A 16,131-nucleotide genomic window follows, 5' to 3' on the forward strand; every position below is an offset into this window, starting at 1 on the left:
GCATGGAACTTAACAGCGTTAAGGAAACTGAGGTGCTGATCGTCGGCGCCGGTCCGTGCGGTCTCGCCCTCGCCTGCGACCTGGCCCGCCGGGGCGTGCCCGCCCTCCTCGTGGAGCAGGCGCCCGCGCTCTTCCCCGGCTCGCGCGGCAAGGGCATCCAGCCCCGCACCCGGGAGGTCCTGGACGACCTCGGGGTGGGCGACGCGGTCCGCGAGCACGGCGGTCCGGCGCCGGTCGGGATGGCCTGGCAGAACGGTGAGCGGATGGGCGAGCACCGGATGTTCCGGGTGGCGGCGCCGACGGACGCCGAGCCGTACGGGGAGCCGTGGCTGATGCCGCAGTGGCGGACCCAGGAGATCCTGCTGGCCCGGCTGCGGGAGCTGGGTGGGGACGTGGTGTTCGACACCGCGCTGACCGGCCTCGGCCAGGACCCGGACGGGGTCACCGCCCAGTTGTCCACCGGCCCGGTCCGCGCCTCCTACCTGGTCGCGGCGGACGGCGGGCGCTCCACGGTGCGGCGGACGCTGGGCATCGCGATGACCGGCGAGACGGTGGACCCGGCACCGATGCTGGTGGCCGACGTACGGGTCGCCGGGGACGCGCTGGACCGGCTCAACTGGCACTCGATGAACACCGACGCCGGGTTCATCACGCTGTGCCCGCTGCCCGGCACCGAGGACTTCCAGCTGGCCGCCCAGTTCAAGGAGGGCGAGCCCGACACCTCTGCGGAGGGGGTGCGCGCGCTGGTCGCCGCACGCACGCACCTGGCGGCGGCGGACGTCACCGAGGTGCGCTGGTCCTCCGACTTCCGGCCGCGCGCCGCCCTGGCCGACCGCTTCCGCGAGGGCCGGGTCTTCCTGGCCGGGGACGCGGCCCACGTCCACTCCCCGGCGGGCGGACAGGGGCTGAACACCAGCGTCCAGGACGCGTACAACCTCGGCTGGAAGCTCGGCCAGGTGCTCAACCACGGTGCGCCCCCGGCCCTGCTGGACACGTACGAGCAGGAGCGCCGCCCGGTCGCCGCCGAGGTGCTCGGCCTGTCCACCCGGATCCACCGGGGCGAGCAGGAGCGCGGCGCGGCCGCCCAGCAGCTGGGCGTCGGCTACCGGGGCGGCCCGCTCTCCTCGGGCCGCGCGGGCGTTCTGGAGGCCGGTGACCGCGCCCCCGACGGGCCCTCCGGCGACCGGCGACTGTTCGACGTCTACCGGGGCCCGCACTTCACGCTGCTGGCGGTCGGCACCGACGCGGAGCTTCCGGAGCCCGCCGCTCCGGAAGGCCTCCGGGTGCACCGCGTCGACGCGTACGAGGCGTACGGCGAGGGGCTGTTCCTGGTCCGGCCGGACGGCTACATCGGCTGGGCGGGCGAGGACGCCGACGGCCTCGCCGGGTACCTGGCACCGCTGGGCCTTGACCTCAAGCGCGCTTGAGTTCCTACCGTCGCCGTCATGGACTCCTCATCGGACAACTCAATGGACTACTCACATGACGACGAAGGGCTCGCCGGGCAGCCGATCGGCTACTGGAGCTGGGCCGCACACGTCGCGACCGTGGGCCACATCCGGGCCGCCCTCGCCGAACACGGTCTGACGCAGCCCCGCTGGTGGGTGCTGAACCAACTGGCCGACGCGGACGAATCGGGCCGCCCCCGGGCGGAGGTGGTCGCCATGCTCCGCGGCTACCTCGACGTCGGGGACGGCATGGAACCCGAGGTCGACGCCCTGGTCGACCAGGCCCTGATCACCCAGGACGCCGGCACCCGGCTGCGGCTGACCCCCGAGGGCGCCGAGCTGCGCACCCGGGCCCACGCACGCGTCTCGCGGGCGAGCGCGGAGATCCACGACGGCATCCCGCCCGAGGAGTTCGTCCGCACCATGAAGGTGCTCCAGCGCATGATCCACAACGTCGGCGGCAAGGCCTGGCACCACTGACGGGGCGGGCGGGGCGGGCCCGCCCCGTCGAAGCCTGGTCAGACGCTGCTCAGCGACAGCTTCGCCGCGAAGCCGAGGAACAGCACGCCCGCCGCCGAAGTGGCCCCGGCCGAGAGCCGCTTGCGGCGGCGGAACGCGGCCGACAGCCGGGTACCGCCGAAGATCAGCGCGGAGAGGTACAGGAAGCTGGCGGCCTGGAGCAGCGTGCCCAGCAGCAGGAAGGAGAGCGCCGGATAGGCGTATCCCGGATCGACGAACTGCACGAAGAACGAGATCAGGAACAGGATCGCCTTCGGGTTGAACAGGCTGACCACCAGCGCCCGCCGGTACGGCCGCTCCATGGTGCCGATCGACTCGGCCCCGTCCGCGGACTCGCCCGTCAGCTCGGCCACCCGCCGGTGCCGCTCGCGCCACATGGACACCGCGGCCCGCAGCATCCCGAAGGCCAGCCAGGTCAGATAGCCCGCCCCGGCGAACTTCACCACGGCGAACAGCACGGGCGTCGTCTGGAGCAGGGACGACGCTCCCAGCGCGGACAGGGTCATCAGCACGGTGTCCCCGGTCCACACCCCGGCCGCGGCCACATAGCCGGTCCGCACCCCGCGCCGGGCGGCGACGGACAGCACGTACAGCGAGTTCGGGCCCGGCAGCAGAACGATCAGCACCAGGCCGGCGAGATAGGTCGGAAGGTCAATGACACCCAGCATGAAACGGAGTGTCGCACGCGGGTACGACACTCCGGGCGCCGGGTTCAGGTCAAACGACGTTTCTCCAGGGCCACGGACAAACGGCGAGAGATCACCCTCGCGAGTGCCTCCGCGGCAGCCCGCCGTCTCCCGCTCCGGCCGCTGATCGGTAACCGGTGAATCTCGATAACGCTTTCGCCGTCATGTCCGGGATTCGGCAACCGGGCAGGGCGGGAATCCGTCTCATGAGATACCGGAGACCCAGGGGGCCGAGATGATACGCACCAGAAGGACCGGGCGCGGCCGCGCGCACCGGGGCAGCCGTGCGGTGGCGACGGCCGGCGCCGCCGTCGCCGTCCTCGCGCTGACCGCCGTGACCGCGGGGTGCGAACCGCAGGCCGCGGGCAGCACCCCGGCGGCCCCGTCGCCCGCGCCGACGAGCGGCAGCCCCACCGACGACGCCAAGCCCGACGACACCAAGCCCGGCGCGGACGAGCCGGGGACGCCGACGCCGTCCGCGAGCACACCGCCGAAGCCCACGCCCACACCCACGGCGACGGCCCCGGCCGCACCCGACCCGCAGGGCAAGGTGCTGATGGCGAACGGCGCGCAGGGCAAGCAGGTGCGCGAGCTCCAGGCCCGGCTGCGCCAGATAGGCCACTTCAACCGCACCCCCACCGGCTACTACGGCACCGTCACGGTCACCGCGGTGCAGTCGTTCCAGGGCAAGCGCGGACTGCCCCGTACCGGGAAGGCGGACACGCTCACCTGGCAGAAGCTGCTCGGCATGACGCACGAGCCGACGGCGGCGGAGCTGAACCCGCCGACCACCCGGCCGGTCGCGAAGCCGGACAAGCGGTGTATGACGGGCCGGGTGATCTGCATCAGCAAGAACAGCAGGTCGCTGTCCTGGATGATCGACGGCAAGGTCCTCTCGTCGATGGACGTGCGGTTCGGCTCGCAGTACACACCGACCCGTGAGGGCACCTTCTCCGTCTACTGGAAGTCCCGGCACCATGTGTCGACGCTCTACGACTCCCCGATGCCGTACGCGATGTTCTTCAGCGGCGGGCAGGCGGTGCACTACTCCTCGGACTTCGCGGCCCGCGGCTACAACGGCGCCTCGCACGGCTGCGTCAACGTCCGGGACGAGGGGAAGATCGCCTCGCTGTACGCCCAGGTCCGCAACGGCGACAAGGTCGTCGTCTACAACTGAACGGCCTGAACGGCCTGTACGGGTGAGGGGCGCGGGCGGGACCGGGGGAACGTGTCCCGCCCGCGCCGTTGCGCCGAGCCGAAGGTACGGGGGAACCCCGGCTCAGGACGCTGCCGATGACCAGTCGGCTCACTCTGTACTGCGTCCGCGTGCCGAAAAACGTCACACCCGGTGGCGGACGGGGTCAGCGGGCCTCGGCGGGCACCACCGGCGGCGAGGCACCGGCGTCCGTTCCGGGGTCCGTCGCGGGTTCTGTTCCCGCTTCCGTTCCGGGTTCTGCTCCGGCGAAGGCCGCCGACGGCTGCGGTGACGCGGGGGAGAAACCGATCGACGGGAGGGAGCCGAAGCCGCCGGACGGTGAGTGGCCACCGCCGTCCGAACCACCGCCGTCCGAACCACCGCCGCTGCCGCCGTCGTCGCCGTCCTGACCGCTGCCACCGCTGCTGCCACTGCCGCTGTTGCCGCCGTCGCCACCCTTGCCGTCGGCCGCGTCGAGCATCCGCTCGCAGAACCGGTCCAGGTTGCGGGCGCCCTTGGCCAGCGCTTCGAGGCGGCTCCGGCGGTCGTCGTCGAGCTTGCCGTCGCGGTAGTCGCGGCAGGCCTTGAGCGTCCTGGCGTACCAGGCGCCCGAGGTGTCGGGCGGCGGGGTACCGGGCTGCCCGGAGCCGTCACGGTCACCGCCCGTCCCCTCGGTACTGTCCGGGACGCCGCCGGCCGGGTCCTCGTGTTTTCCGGCGCCGGTCCCGCCGTCGGTGGCGGGTCCGGTGGGGCCGGGGCCCTCGGTGTCCTTGCCGCCGGGGCGGGCGGAGTCCGGGGCCTCGGGGGGCGAACTCTTCGGGCTCGGCGTGCCGGACGGCGGCTCCGGCGTCCCGTCGGCCGTGAGGCCGGAGCCGAGCTCCTCGGGCGAGGCGGCGGCCGACACCGACGTCGCCGGCGCGGGGGCGTGCCGGCCGAAGGGTCCGGGCAGCACCCCGGTCCCGGCGGCCACCGCCACCCCGCCGATCGCGCAGCACGCGAGGGAGGCGACCAGACCGAAGCGGACGGGCCGGCTCCAGCTCGGCGGCCGGGTGCCGGTTCCGGCACCCGGCCCGTTGCCGGAACCGGCCCTGCCTATGTGCACGGGTGCCAGCATGCCGCCACCGCCCCCGTCCGGCCCGGCGGCGGATCCGCGGCCGGCCCGCGCGGACGCGGAGCGGGTACGGGCCGCGGAGCGCGGGGCGGCGCGGAAGGCGGCCAGGGCGGCGGCCTCGCCGGGGAGTTCACCGGCGGCCGGGCGGGCGGACCGGGCGGCGGCGTCCAAGGCGGCCGCGAGCCTGTCGGCATCCTGTCCCTGCTGGCCGTCGACGGGATCGACCGGTTCACGGCGGAGAAGTCTCTCCGCCGTTTCCTTGTCAAGCCATTCGTACTGCTCGTCGGCCATCACATGTCCTTCTGCGTCCACAGACGCGAATGCGTCACACCGGCGGGCGCCACCAGGCCGGTGCGAGAGGGGCGCTGCGCGGGTACGGCGCCCAGTTCCGCCGTCCGTCCGGCCGCAGTCCCGTGCGGTGCCTGTACGGGGCCCGGCCCGTCGGCCTGCCTGGAGGCGCCGCCGTCCGTCCGGCCCTCCTCCGCGTGGCCCGGACCGCTCCCGCCCTCCGGACGCGCGGTGCCGTCCGGCGCGTCCGCGCTGTCCGCCCGCAGCAGTTCGGCGAGCCGCTTCAGCCCGCGATGCGCGGCGGTCCGTACCGCACCCGGCCGCTTGCCCAGCGTCTGCGCCGCGCTCTTCGCGTCCAGCCCGACCACCACACGCAACACGACGGCCTCTGCCTGGTCCTGCGGCAGCTGGGCGATGAGCGACATGGTGCGCCCGGTGGCCAGGGCCTCGATCGCCTCGGCCGCGGTATCGGACTCGGCGGGCTTCTCGGACAGTTCGGCCTCGTCACCGCCGGCCGAGGGGCGCCTGCCGCGCATCCGCAGATGGTCCAGGGCACGGTTACGCGCTATGCGCGCCGCCCATCCCCGGAACCGGTCCGCGTCCCCGCTGAACCGGTCGAGGTCGCGCGCTATCTGGAGCCAGGACTCGGACGCCACGTCCTCGGCGTCCGGCTCCCCCACCAGCGTCCTTATGTAGCCCAGCAACCGCGGCTGCACAGCGCGGTACACAGTCCGGAAGGCGTCCTCGTCCCCGTCCTGCGCCGCGAGCACCGCGGCGGTGAGCCCCGCGTCGTCCCCCAGCACTCCCTCAACCTGCCCTGCTGTCCTGAATCGCAGCTGGTCACCACTGCCGCGCCACCCTGCGCGAATCAGCACGCTACGTCCTTCGCGGGCATCACGTCCATGACTTGTACAACCCGCAACATTGTGCGGACGCGAAGCGGTGTGACAGAAATCGCGGTCCCGACGCTGAGATGAGTACGGGGTCGTTCCGCGGCCCCGCGGAAGACGACCGGGGCCTCTCCTGTGGGGGGTGGCGGCCCCGGTCGTCCTCTTTTCTGCTGACTCCTGACCTGCCGTTATGCGATGCGCAGGTCACTCGCGCGGGCGCGCCGCGAGGCCGCCGCGCGCAGCACGCGCTGCCCCTCGGCCGACACGTCAAGGACCTGACGGAGCCCGGCGCCCGCCGGGGCCGTGTCGGCGATCTCGGCCAGCATCTCCAGGATCCGGGCCTGGCGCGCGGTCTCCCCGGCCAGCAGCGGTCCCGCCCCTCGCGGGTCGCCCGCACGGCAGCGCGCCACCAGCTCCGCGGGGCCGGTGCGTTCGGCGTCGTGGCCGAGGTGGATCTCCAGGGCCAGCACCGAGCAGTCGTCGGCCCAGTCGCGCAGCCCGGCGCCCGCCCGGACCGCGGGGGCCTGGCCGAGCAGTTCGCGGATTCGCTGGACGGTCGCGTCCCCGCCCGGCAGGGCGTCCAGCGCCGCGCGCGCCTCGGTCAGCCGGTCCGGCCAGGCCGCCCCGTCCGCGCAGCCGGCCCAGAGCGGGCGCAGCGGATCGGGGTCCGCGCCGTCGGCGGGCTGCGGCAGGCAGCGGTCGAGGCAGGCGGCCCCGCTCGCGGTCAGGCCCCGCTCGTCGGCGGCGGCGATCAGTTCCAGCAGGCTCATCGGCAGTCTCCCGTCGGCCCTCCCCACGCCGGGACGCATGGGGACGCAGTGCTTCCTGTTACCGCGTTCAGCGCCGAATGGCCGAAAATCGTCACTGCGGGCGGCCGAAACCGCTTGCTGTCCGTGGGGCGTCGCTACAGCCGGGCGTTGAGCGGGAACAGGCCGATGGCGGCCCGCTCCCCCTGCATCCTGGTCAGCTCGCGCACGAACAGGATCGCGAAGACCGCGGCCGCGACGCCGAGCAGATCGGACACCACCACCATCGAGGCGGCGTCCATGATCTGCTGCGGCAGCTCCGCCCGGTCGTACCGGGCGGTGGCGAACCGGCCGAACACCATCGAGGCCACCCAGGTGCCCCACCACAGGTTCATCGGGGTACGGGAGACCTCGCGCCAGGTGCCGTCGGTGTTGGTCTGCGCGCTCGCGCGCCAGATGCCGCCGGCGATCCGGCGCGGCAGCCACAGCCCGGCGACCGGAACGAACCAGCCACCGATGGCCCAGCCGGGCCGCATCGGCTGAGCGCTCGCGTCGAAGATCTCGGCGTTCGCCCGGACCCGCCAGAACCACATGAGGAAGCCGATGGCGGCGGCGAGGGTGGTGAGGATCTGCAGGACGCCGGCCGCCGCGTAGAGCGTGTCGGCCCGGTCGGCGTCCGCCGCGTCGATCCCCACGAAACTCCCGTCTTCTACGGCGTCGAGACCATCGCCGATCAGCGTGCGGACGTTGAGGTCCGCGGCCACCGCCAGCAGGTCCGCCACGGCGGCCACCGCCAGCAGGACGACGACGGCCTTCGCGAGCCCCTCGGGCGAACGCAGCCACTGCTGCGGAGCGGTGAAGGCCGGGGCGGACGAGGCCTGAGCCCTGGCCCGTCCGGCGGCCTGCGCGACGACGGGTGCGGCGGCCCTTCCGGCGGTCGGCGCGCAGAGCGCGCAGCGTCCGCCGGAGCCGGCCGACGGTCTGGTGCCGCAGGTGGAACAGAGCATGGAGCAACCCCCCAGGGTTATGGACGCACGGAGATTCCGGGCGCGGAAAAGAGCGGAAAAGAGCGGATGACAGAAGTCGCGCGCTCCTCCCCAAGTGCGCGCGGCCTCCGGAACCTAGCTCCCGGCCACTCCCCTGTCCACAGGGAATCCACAGGTGCTCCACCACTCCGGCACTTCTGCCCCGGTGCGGCGCTCAGCCCTTGTCGATCTCCCCGGCCAGCTTCCGGAACCCGTCCCAGCTCAGCTTCGGCTTCCCCGGGTCCCACAGCTTCTGGGACGTCGCCCGCAAGGGCATCCGGATGCCCTGCGCGACCTGCGCCGCGGTCTGGGCCTTCGGCAGATCGCCCCAGACGGCGAACCGGCCGCCGAGGATCTGGTGGGAGTAGCGCGCCGGGACCGGGGTGGTGCCGCGCATGACGAGGGGGGTCCACTGCTCGTAGATCCGCTTGCCGGTGGGGTAGACGAAGTCGTTGGGCTGGCCGAGCACGTAATAGAGGAACTCGTCGTTGAGGTTCAGCACCTTGCGGCCCTCGCGCAGGTACTCGTCCGGCTGCCGGGCCCCGTACTCCTTGCCCGTCCAGTACTCGATCTCGATGTCCTTCTCCGCCTTGACGGCGCTGTCGCGGAAGAGGCCGTCGTTCCATGCCTTGGGCTGCTTGCCGTGCGGGCGGACCACCGCAGCGCGGTCGTTGAGCCAGCCGGTGGCGAGGTCCGAGATCCCGGCCTTCGTCCCGTATTTCTTGACGGCTGCCGCCTGGAGTTGCGGGTAGGAGGCGGCCGGGTCCCGCGCCATCAGCGCGAGGTACTCGTCGGCGCCCAGGTGCCAGTACGTGCCGGGGAAGAGCTCCGTGTACTCACCGAGCAGTTCGTCGACGAGTTTCGCCGCGCCCGGCTTGGAGATGTCGAGCGACCCCTGCGAGGCCACGCCCGACACATTGCGCAGCTGGAGGTCGGGGTGGGCGCGCAGGACCGCGCCGAGGTGGCCCGGGGAGTCGATCTCCGGCACCACCTGGATGTGCAGCCGGCCGGCCAGGGCGACGATCTGCCGCACCTGCGCCTTGGTCAGGTGCTCGGGCGACACGATCTCGGGGTGGGTGTCGGACTCGACGCGGAAGGCCTGGTCGTCGGAGAAGTGCAGGCCGAGCTGGTTGAGCTTGAGGTCGGCCATCTCGCGCAGCCGGTCCTCGATCCAGCCGACGCTGTAGAACTTGCGTGCGATGTCGAGGTTGAGCCCGCGCTGCGGGCGGTCGGGGCGGTCGCGCACCTCGCCCTCCGGCATGAGGCCGTCGGCCCGCACCGACTGCTTGAGGGTGCGGGTCCCGTAGAAGACGCCCGCCTGGCCGGGTCCGCTGATCGTGACGCGGCCGTCGTGGGTCTTCAGGGTGTACGACTCGGGCCCGCCCTCGACCTTCGGGGTGAGGGCCAGTTCCACATCGCCGGCCCGCGCCGCCGCCTCGCCCCGGTAGCCGATCTTGAGCTCGCCCGCGAGCAGCCGCCCCTCGTCGGCGAGCCCCTTGCTGCCGTCCGCGATCACCACCGTGCTGCCCTTGCCCGGCCGCCAGCCGGGACCGTGGGCGGCGGTGTGCTCGCGTACCGCGGGGATGGTGCGGGGCGTCTTCGACAGCGGGTAGCTGCGGGCCAGGGAGGGGGTGGGGGCGGCGGACGAGGCCGAGGCCGAGGACGCGGCCCCGGACCTGCGGGCGTTGTCGGAGCCGTCGGGCCACAGGACGACGGTGAGCGTCGCCGCGGCGGCCGCGGTGATGGCCGCTCCGGCCGCGAGGGCGCCGCGTGAGAGCGACATCGGTCAGAAACCTCCGGTTTTAGCGGGAAAGAGGGCAGAAGTGAGGAGATAGCCGGCCATTCTCCTCACTATTTCGTCCAGCAGTCACTCCGAAACTCTCCGGCCCGCTCTCCCGTCCGGGTGAAATTCGCACATCCGCCGGACGGCTGTTGCCCGGCCTCGATACCTTTGAGACACATTCGTCTCTCCCTTCACCCTGCATCCACCTGGTCACTCCGCTTCCACTCCACTCCAGGTTCACAGATGCCGCTGATTCGAGGAGCCCACGCTGTCCAGGTCCAGCGAGTCCCACGCCGGCCTGCCGGAGCAACCGCACCGGCCCGTCCGGCGGACCGCCGTGCCCGTACAGAGCTGCGGTCCCGCCCCCGGCCTGCCCGACCCGTACGCCTTCGGCCTGCGGCGTTTCAACACCGCGCCCGCCGCCGACGTCGAGTCCGCCCTGCTGGACTGCTTCGGCAGCCACCGCTGGGCGCAGCGGCTGGCCGCCCACCGCCCCTACCCGGACCTGGACGCCCTGCTCGCCGCCGCCGACGAGGCGGGCTACGACCTCTCCCTCACCGAACGCGCCGAGGCTCTCGCCGCCGAGGTCTCCCCGGCGCTGGCACCCGACGCGGCACCCTCCGCGCACCTCGCGCTGGGCGCCGCGCACGCCGCGTACGAGTCGAAGTTCGGGCATGTCTTCGTCATCTGCCTCGACGGGGTCCGCCCGGCCGAGCACCCCGACCAGGTGCTGGCGGGCATCCGGGCCAGGCTGGGCCACGATCCGGAGCAGGAGCGGGTGGTGACAGCGGACGAGATGCGGCGACTCGCCCGGGGACGCATCATCGGTCTGGTATCGAGTCAGTAACGGGTTACGGGCGGCTCCGGATGGCCCCTGCCCTGCGGACAGGCCTGTGCCTAGCCCGTCCGTGCCTGATCGGTTGCCACTTTGATCACACCAGAGGCCCCGCCGCGAACGAACCGACAAACCGTCGCTACGATGGCCGGGGCCGGTGGACCGTACCCGGCCGGGTCAGACCGACAGTCAAGCCGGCCGACCCCAATCCCCGCTCCCGGAGGGTTCTTCCGTGCCGGCTGGAACGCTGTACCGCGGCCGGGAAGGCATGTGGTCCTGGGTGGCTCATCGAGTCACCGGTGTCCTCATTTTCTTCTTCCTGTTCGTACACGTCCTGGACACCGCTCTCGTCCGTGTCTCCCCCGAGGCCTACGACGAGGTCGTGGCCACGTACAAGACATGGCCCGTCGCGCTCCTCGAATACGGCCTCGTGGCCGCGATTCTCTTCCACGCTCTGAACGGTCTCCGCATCATCGCTGTGGACTTCTGGGCCAAGGGCCCGCGACTCCAGAAGCAGATGCTCTGGACCGTGCTGGGCATCTGGATCGTGCTCATGGTCGGGGCCCTGTACCCCGTCCTCGGCCACGCCGTCCGTTCCATCTTCGGGAGCTGAGGCCCATGTCCACCGAGACTTCCGCGATCGGCGCAGTCGAAGGCGTCAGCCTCTACGATGTCGACAATCCGGCCCCCGTGATCGAGCCCCCGCGTACGCGGACCGGCAAGACGCCCAAGGGGTCGCGCACCAATTTCGAGATGTACGCCTGGCTCTTCATGCGCCTGTCGGGCATCGTCCTGGTCGTCCTGGTCATCGGCCACCTGCTGATCCAGCTGGTGCTGGACGGCGGTGTGTCCAAGGTCGGCTTCGCCTTCGTGGCCGGCCGCTGGGCCTCGCCGTTCTGGCAGATGTGGGACCTGGCGATGCTGTGGCTCGCCATGCTGCACGGCGCCAACGGTCTCCGTACGGTCATCAACGACTACGCCGAACGGGACAACACCCGCTTCTGGCTGAAGATGCTGCTGTACACCGCCACGGTGTTCACCGTCCTGCTGGGCACGCTGGTGATCTTCACCTTCGACCCGAACATCCGCTAGGCGCCGGGCCCGAAGGACCAGAGGTAAACCATGCAGATCCACACGTACGACACCGTCATCGTCGGCGCCGGCGGCGCCGGTATGCGCGCGGCCATCGAGTCGACCAAGCGCAGCCGCACCGCCGTGCTGACCAAGCTCTACCCCACCCGCTCCCACACGGGCGCCGCGCAGGGCGGCATGGCCGCCGCGCTCGCCAACGTGGAGGAGGACAACTGGGAGTGGCACACCTTCGACACGATCAAGGGCGGCGACTACCTGGTCGACCAGGACGCCGCCGAGATCCTGGCGAAGGAGGCCATCGACGCCGTTCTCGACCTGGAGAAGATGGGCCTGCCGTTCGGCCGCACGCCCGAGGGCAAGATCGACCAGCGCCGCTTCGGCGGTCACACCCGCAGCCACGGCGAGGCCCCGGTCCGTCGTGCCTGCTACTCGGGCGACCGCACCGGCCACATGATCCTCCAGACGCTGTACCAGAACTGCGTCAAGGAGGGCGTGGAGTTCTTCAACGAGTTCTACGTCCTGGACCAGCTGGTCGTCGAGGAGGACGGCGTCAAGAAGTCCGCCGGCGTCGTCGCCTACGAGCTGGCCACCGGCGAGATCCACGTCTTCCGGGCGAAGTCGGTCATCTACGCCTCTGGCGGCACCGGCAAGTTCTTCAAGGTGACGTCGAACGCGCACACCCTGACCGGTGACGGCCAGGCCGCCTGCTACCGCCGGGGTCTGCCGCTGGAGGACATGGAGTTCTTCCAGTTCCACCCGACGGGCATCTGGCGCATGGGCATCCTGCTGACGGAGGGCGCCCGCGGTGAGGGCGGCATCCTCCGCAACAAGGACGGCGAGCGCTTCATGGAGAAGTACGCCCCCGTCATGAAGGACCTGGCCTCGCGTGACGTCGTCTCGCGCTCCATCTACACGGAGATCCGCGAGGGCCGCGGCTGCGGTCCCGAGGGCGACCACGTCTACCTCGACCTGACGCACCTGCCGCCGGAGCAGCTGGACGCCAAGCTCCCGGACATCACCGAGTTCGCGCGTACGTACCTCGGCATCGAGCCCTACACGGACCCGATCCCGATCCAGCCGACCGCGCACTACGCCATGGGCGGCATCCCGACCAACGTCCAGGGCGAGGTGCTGGCCGACAACACCACCGTCGTCCCGGGCCTGTACGCCGCCGGCGAGGTCGCCTGTGTCTCCGTGCACGGCGCCAACCGCCTCGGCACCAACTCGCTGCTCGACATCAACGTCTTCGGCCGCCGCTCCGGCATCGCCGCCGCCGACTACGCCTCGAAGAACGACCACCTCGAACTTCCCGAGAACCCGGCGCAGATGGTCATCGACCAGGTCGAGCGGCTGCGCAACTCCACCGGCACCGAGCGGGTCTCCACGATCCGCCTGGAGCTGCAGGAGTGCATGGACGCCAACGTGATGGTCTTCCGCACCGAGCAGACCATCAAGACGGCGGTCGACAAGATCGCGGAGCTGCGCAGGCGCTACCTTCACGTGTCCATCCAGGACAAGGGCAAGCGGTTCAACACTGACCTGCTGGAGGCCGTCGAGCTGGGCAACCTGCTCGACCTCGCCCAGGTCATGGCCACCTCCGCGCTGGCGCGCAAGGAGTCCCGCGGCGGTCACTACCGCGAGGACTTCCCGACCCGCGACGACGTCAACTTCATGCGCCACACCATGGCGTACCGCGAGGTCGCCGACGACGGCACCGAGTCGATCCGGCTGGACTACAAGCCGGTCGTCCAGACCCGCTACCAGCCGATGGAGCGTAAGTACTGATGGCTACCCCCACGATGGAAAAGGCCGACAAGGTCCCCGAGCCCGAGGCCGGCTTCGCCGATTCCCCGTACATCACCGCCACCTTCCGGATCCGCCGGTTCAACCCGGAGGTCTCCGAGGAGTCCGAGTGGCAGGACTTCCAGATCGAGATCGACCCGAAGGAGCGTGTTCTCGACGCCCTTCACAAGATCAAGTGGGAGACCGACGGAACGCTGACCTTCCGCCGCTCCTGCGCGCACGGCATCTGCGGCTCGGACGCGATGCGGATCAACGGCAAGAACAGGCTCGCCTGCAAGACGCTGATCAAGGACCTGAGCCCGGAGAAGCCGATCACGGTCGAGGCCATCAAGGGCCTCACGGTCCTCAAGGACCTCGTGGTCGACATGGACCCGTTCTTCCAGGCCTACCGCGACGTCATGCCCTTCCTCATCACCAAGGGGAACGAGCCGACCCGCGAGCGTCTGCAGTCCCCCGAGGACCGCGAGCGCTTCGACGACACCACCAAGTGCATCCTGTGCGCCGCGTGCACGTCCTCGTGCCCGGTGTTCTGGAACGACGGGCAGTACTTCGGCCCGGCGGCGATCGTCAACGCGCACCGCTTCATCTTCGACTCGCGCGACGAGGGCGGCGAGCAGCGCCTGGAGATCCTCAACGACCGTGACGGGGTGTGGCGCTGCCGCACCACCTTCAACTGCACGGACGCCTGCCCGCGTGGCATCGAGGTCACCAAGGCGATCCAGGAGGTCAAGCGCGCGCTGATCACGCGTCGCTTCTGACTCCATAGGACGCAGGCGACGAAGGGGCCCCGGCCCGCGCGGACACCGCGCGGACCGGGGCCCCTTCGTCATGCGCGCGGACCGGGCTCCCCGCCATGCGCGCGGGCCCGTCAGTCCCAGGCGGCGCCGCCCCGGTCCTCCGCGACCACCATGATGCGCCGCAGCATGGCGTTGAGCAGCCGGCGTTCGTCCTTGCCGAGGACGTCGAGCAGCCGCCCCTCCTCGTTGCCGAGGACGTCCATCGCGCCGAGCCATGTCGAACGTCCCCGGTCCGTCAGCTCCACGTCCACGCGCCGCCGGTCGGTGGTGGAGGGCGTACGGCGGACGAATCCGCGACGCTCCAGCGCGTCCAGCCGGCCGGTGACGGAGGCGGGCGCGAGGTCGAGGTCGGCGGTGAGATCGGACGGGGCGGCCGTGCCGCCGCGCCCGGCGAGCTTGTGCAGGGTGTCGAACTCCTGGCGGTCCAGGTCGAAGTCGATGAGGGACTGTTCGCGCACCCGGCGCAGATGGACGGAGAGCTTCTTCATCCTGGTCACCGCGCCCTCGACGTCCGGGTCGAGTTCCGGGAGAACCGGCTTCCACCGCTCCACGTGTCCGTCGGTCCAGTCGCGTCGCTCCATGGTCCACAGCCTACGCCGAACCCCAACTGCCGTTCGCTGCTTCATATTTCGTTGACTAATACTTCGGAAACGAAATAGATTCCGCGCCATGCCTCATCCTCTGCGCACCCGCTCCTTCCGCCTGCTCCTCATCGGGCGCAGCCTCTCGATGCTCGGTGACGCGGCGATCCCCGCGGCCCTCACCCTCGCCGTCCACCCGGCCACCGGCTCGACCGGCGCACTCGCCCTGGTGCTCGGCTGCGCGATGGTGCCCAAGCTGCTCCTGCTGCCGCTCGGTGGCGTCGTGGGCGACCGCTTCAACGCCCGTACGGTCGCGCTCACCACCGATCTCGTACGGTGCGCCAGCCAGCTCTTCGTCGGCGCCGAGCTCCTCTCCGGCGCACCGGCGCTGTGGCAGATCGCGGTGGCGGAGGCGATCGGCGGCGCCGCCGGGGCGTTCGCGACGCCGACCGTCTCGCCGCTGATCCGGGGCACCGTGGCGGAGTCCGGGCTGCTGCGCGCCAACTCCCTGATGGCGGTGGTCAGCAGCGCCACCCGGATCGGCGGCCCCGCCGTCGCTGGAGCACTGGTCCTCACCGCGGGACCCGGCTGGGCGTTCGTGCTGGACGGCGCCAGCTTCGCGGTCAGCGCGGCCCTGCTCTCCGCGATCGACGTCCGGCACGTCCCCGTCGCCCGCAGCTCCGTGCTCAGCGACCTCAAGGAGGGCTGGGGCGAGGTCCGCGGCCGCGACTGGTACTGGACGGAGCCTGATCGCGCACTCCGTCTGGAACGGCGCGGCGGCCGTCCTGATGACGCTCGGCCCGGCGCTCTTCCTCCACCACCTGGGCGGCAGGGGCATGTGGCTCGCCTTCCTCCAGACCGGCGCCGTCGGACTGCTGCTCGGCTCGCTGCTGGCCGGCCGGGCCCGCCCCCGCCGCCCGGTCCTGATCGCCAACCTGGGCCTCGCCCTCTACGCGCCGCCGCTCTGCCTGCCGGCCGCCCACGCCCCGGCGCTCGTCACCATCGCCGCGTGCGGGGTCTCCCAGGCCGGGCTGGGCTACCTCAACCCGGTCCGGGAGACCGCCGTCCAGTCCGCCGTGCCCGCGCACGCGCTGGCCCGGGTGACCTCGTACGACTGGCTGCTCTCGCTCGGGGCGATGCCGCTGGGGTACGCCCTCGCCCCACTGGCGGCCTCGGCCTGGGGCGCCGAACTCCCGCTGGCCGCAGCCGGGACGGCGGTCGGGGCCACCTGTCCGGCCACCGCCGCGGTACCGGACGTACGACGCTTAACGGCGCCCGACGGGAAGGTGACGCGCACCACCGGAGCACCGGCTTGAACATGTTCAAAACCAG

15 protein-coding genes and 1 pseudogene are annotated in these 16,131 nt (G+C 71.7%); 9 read left to right on the plus strand and 7 right to left on the minus strand.

Annotated features, from left to right (window positions below; all coding sequences use genetic code 11):
* Positions 1–2 precede the first annotated feature (2 nt).
* A complete protein-coding gene (locus RLT59_RS13480; RefSeq protein WP_311303634.1) occupies positions 3–1,427 on the plus strand; it encodes an FAD-dependent monooxygenase in 1,425 nt (474 codons plus the stop codon).
* Positions 1,428–1,469: 42 nt separating this feature from the next.
* Positions 1,470–1,928: a MarR family winged helix-turn-helix transcriptional regulator gene (locus RLT59_RS13485; protein WP_311307716.1), complete on the plus strand. Its 459-nt coding sequence runs from the start codon at positions 1,470–1,472 to the stop codon at positions 1,926–1,928.
* Between the two features lie 38 nt (positions 1,929–1,966).
* Here the strand turns inward: RLT59_RS13485 and leuE are convergent, their stop codons facing one another.
* Positions 1,967–2,635: a leucine efflux protein LeuE gene (gene leuE, locus RLT59_RS13490; protein WP_311303635.1), complete on the minus strand. Its 669-nt coding sequence runs from the start codon at positions 2,633–2,635 to the stop codon at positions 1,967–1,969.
* 253 nt (positions 2,636–2,888) lie between these two features.
* Between leuE and RLT59_RS13495 the strand changes: the two genes are divergently transcribed.
* A complete protein-coding gene (locus RLT59_RS13495; RefSeq protein ID WP_311303636.1) occupies positions 2,889–3,830 on the plus strand; it encodes a L,D-transpeptidase family protein in 942 nt (313 codons plus the stop codon).
* A 184-nt stretch (positions 3,831–4,014) separates the two neighbouring features.
* Here the strand turns inward: RLT59_RS13495 and RLT59_RS13500 are convergent, their stop codons facing one another.
* From RLT59_RS13500 to RLT59_RS13520, 5 genes are all read right to left on the minus strand, one after another.
* Positions 4,015–5,250, minus strand: a complete 1,236-nt coding sequence (locus tag RLT59_RS13500) for a hypothetical protein (protein ID WP_311303637.1) — start codon at positions 5,248–5,250, stop codon at positions 4,015–4,017.
* The gene (locus RLT59_RS13505; protein WP_311307717.1) at positions 5,250–6,050 is read right to left on the minus strand and encodes an RNA polymerase sigma factor; all 801 of its coding nucleotides are present in this window, start codon (positions 6,048–6,050) and stop codon (positions 5,250–5,252) included. The genes RLT59_RS13500 and RLT59_RS13505 overlap by 1 nt, the downstream gene beginning before the upstream one ends.
* Positions 6,051–6,325: 275 nt before the next feature.
* Positions 6,326–6,907, minus strand: a complete 582-nt coding sequence (locus RLT59_RS13510; protein WP_311303638.1) for a hypothetical protein — start codon at positions 6,905–6,907, stop codon at positions 6,326–6,328.
* Positions 6,908–7,041: 134 nt separating this feature from the next.
* Entirely contained in the window at positions 7,042–7,890 is an 849-nt protein-coding gene (locus RLT59_RS13515) for a DUF4328 domain-containing protein (RefSeq protein WP_311303639.1), read from the minus strand.
* Between the two features lie 193 nt (positions 7,891–8,083).
* Positions 8,084–9,691 (minus strand): beta-N-acetylhexosaminidase, encoded by a 1,608-nt coding sequence (locus tag RLT59_RS13520; protein WP_311303640.1) that lies wholly within the window; start codon positions 9,689–9,691, stop codon positions 8,084–8,086.
* 337 nt (positions 9,692–10,028) lie between these two features.
* Here RLT59_RS13520 and RLT59_RS13525 point away from each other — a divergent pair, with 337 nt between their 5' ends.
* The 5 genes from RLT59_RS13525 to RLT59_RS13545 all read left to right on the plus strand — a co-directional run bounded on the left by RLT59_RS13525 (position 10,029) and on the right by RLT59_RS13545 (position 14,179).
* Positions 10,029–10,538 (plus strand): 2-oxo-4-hydroxy-4-carboxy-5-ureidoimidazoline decarboxylase, encoded by a 510-nt coding sequence (locus RLT59_RS13525; protein WP_311303641.1) that lies wholly within the window; start codon positions 10,029–10,031, stop codon positions 10,536–10,538.
* Between the two features lie 220 nt (positions 10,539–10,758).
* Entirely contained in the window at positions 10,759–11,139 is a 381-nt protein-coding gene (gene sdhC / locus RLT59_RS13530; protein ID WP_073732547.1) for a succinate dehydrogenase, cytochrome b556 subunit, read from the plus strand.
* A gap of 5 nt (positions 11,140–11,144) precedes the next feature.
* Entirely contained in the window at positions 11,145–11,618 is a 474-nt protein-coding gene (locus RLT59_RS13535) for a succinate dehydrogenase hydrophobic membrane anchor subunit (protein WP_024488891.1), read from the plus strand.
* A 30-nt stretch (positions 11,619–11,648) separates the two neighbouring features.
* Positions 11,649–13,403, plus strand: a complete 1,755-nt coding sequence (gene sdhA / locus RLT59_RS13540; RefSeq protein WP_311303642.1) for a succinate dehydrogenase flavoprotein subunit — start codon at positions 11,649–11,651, stop codon at positions 13,401–13,403.
* Positions 13,403–14,179, plus strand: coding sequence for a succinate dehydrogenase iron-sulfur subunit (locus RLT59_RS13545; protein ID WP_311303643.1), 777 nt, complete (start codon positions 13,403–13,405; stop codon positions 14,177–14,179). Before sdhA ends, RLT59_RS13545 begins: the two co-directional genes overlap by 1 nt.
* A gap of 110 nt (positions 14,180–14,289) precedes the next feature.
* Here the strand turns inward: RLT59_RS13545 and RLT59_RS13550 are convergent, their stop codons facing one another.
* Positions 14,290–14,799 carry a MarR family winged helix-turn-helix transcriptional regulator gene (locus tag RLT59_RS13550; RefSeq protein ID WP_311303644.1) on the minus strand — a complete coding sequence of 170 codons (510 nt, stop codon included), beginning with the start codon at positions 14,797–14,799 and terminating at the stop codon, positions 14,290–14,292.
* Positions 14,800–14,887: 88 nt separating this feature from the next.
* On the opposite strand from RLT59_RS13550, the pseudogene RLT59_RS13555 reads away from it, so the two are divergent.
* Positions 14,888–16,115: pseudogene (locus RLT59_RS13555) on the plus strand (MFS transporter).
* Positions 16,116–16,131 lie beyond the last annotated feature (16 nt).

The sequence above is a fragment of the Streptomyces sp. ITFR-6 genome, assembly GCF_031844725.1.
In the GTDB taxonomy this organism is placed as follows: Bacteria; Actinomycetota; Actinomycetes; order Streptomycetales; family Streptomycetaceae; genus Streptomyces.